At 26.0% G+C, this 1876-nt stretch carries 2 protein-coding genes; both read left to right on the top strand.

Annotation, left to right across the window (positions count from 1 at the left end):
• The first annotated feature begins 94 nt into the window (after positions 1–94).
• Positions 95–340: a hypothetical protein gene (locus ACXX88_RS04070; protein ID WP_436358594.1), complete on the top strand. Its 246-nt coding sequence runs from the start codon at positions 95–97 to the stop codon at positions 338–340.
• Positions 341–454: 114 nt separating this feature from the next.
• A partial coding sequence (locus tag ACXX88_RS04065; RefSeq protein WP_458559668.1) for an ATP-binding protein occupies positions 455–1876 on the top strand: 1422 nt, incomplete at its 3' end.

Below are 1876 nucleotides of genomic sequence, written 5' to 3'. Positions count from 1 at the left end.
AAGAGGGACATTTTGATTAGTAAAATCCTAGGGACATTTTGATTAATATTTTATAATTGAAAAAGATAATAATTAAGTATTATATAATTTAAATATGAGATTAGAATTGTCAACAAAAAGAACTTCCAAGAGAAAACAAGGTACCAAAAAAATTAAGAAACCTAGACAAATTACCTGAGATGATTTTACAAGAGAAGAATTAATCGAAATAGCAAAAAGATATAAAGAAATTAATGGAGATCTTGGTCCTATAAATAAGAAAAAAGAAGCTAAAAATTTAAGTAATTTTAATTATTTAAAATATGCTTTTTTATTTAATTATTCAAGAAAAACAATATAAAATTAAATAAATATAAACACAAAATAGTTCTATTATAAAATCTTAAATTCTTCCACTTTATTAAAACAAAAATTGTATAATTTTAATATACATATTTAATAAAAAGGAAATGAAATGGATTTGAAAAAATATATTGGTGAAACAAGTTTTTGTGAAAAAAAAGTAATGTTAGAAGAAAAAAAAGTTACTAATTGATTAAAAACTGTTGTTGCTTTTGCCAACACAAAAGGCGGAAAAATCATTTTTGGTATTGATGATAATGATCAATTTGTGGGTTTAGTTAATGCTAAAAAAGATTCTGAAAAAATTAGTGAAATAATTAAAACCAAATTAGATCCAATTCCTGATATAGAACTAACTATACAAAAATATGAAAATAAAGATTTTATAATATTGACAGTTTCTCCAGGAAACGAAACACCTTACTACATAATAGATAATGGAAATAGAAAAATATTTGTAAGAATTGGAAATCAAAGTGTTTCTGCAAATTATTCACAAATGAAAAATCTTGTTTTAAAAGGAAGCAATAAAACTTTTGATAGTATTGATAGTAATATAAAAAGCGAAAATGCTTCTTTTAGCAAACTAAAAGCTGTTTATTTTCAAAAAACAGGACAAAATTTAAATGATAGTGATTTATTATCTTTTTCATTAATAAACGAAAAGGGCAATTTAACATTTGCTGGTGCCTTGCTTGCAGATGATTATTTTGTCTATCAATCAAGAGTTTTTGCAACTAGATGAAATGGTTTAGATAAAGCAAATAGTCGCCTTGAAGCCTTAGATGATAAAGAATTTCAAGGTTCAATCTTGTATTTACTGCAAAGTGCTGAAGAATTCATTAATTCTAATTATAAAAAAATGTGAAAGAAAACTGATGTAAGTAGAATTGAATATCCAGATTATCCAGAAATCGCTATAAGAGAAAGTATTGTAAATGCCTTAATTCACAGGGATTATACAGAAAAAGGTTCAGAAATTCACATTGATATCTATGATGATAGATTAGAAATTTATTCTCCTGGCGGGATGTCCGATGGTTCTTTAATTCAAGAACAAAATATTTATCAAATTGCTTCAAAAAGAAGAAACCCTATTATTGCTGATGTCTTCAGCAGACTTAATTTAATGGAAAGACGCGGAAGCGGACTAAAGAAAATTATAGAAAGTTACAAAAAGCAAGAAAATTACAACGAAAAATTAATTCCACAATTTATTTCTAATACTAGTTCTTTCTTTATTGTGTTAAAAAATTTAAACTATAATACACAAAATAAAGTGGCGATAAACGGGTATAGTGGCGATAAAAATGATGATAAAGTGGCGATAAATGAGCAAAGTGGCGATAAAAATGATGATAAAGTGGCGATAAACGGGTATAGTGGCGATAAAAGTAATGATAAAGTGGCGATAAATGGTCAGAGTGGCGATAAAAATAATGATAAAGTGGCGATAAATGGTCAGAGTGGCGATAAAATTCAGGAACTTATTGTTTTAAATTTTGCAAAACAACAAGAAGAATTTAAATCTAAA

The organism is Mycoplasma sp. 5370, from assembly GCF_054343435.1.
The sequence above is the reverse complement of the archived record's forward strand: the minus strand, read 5'-3'. Positions and strand labels throughout refer to the sequence as shown.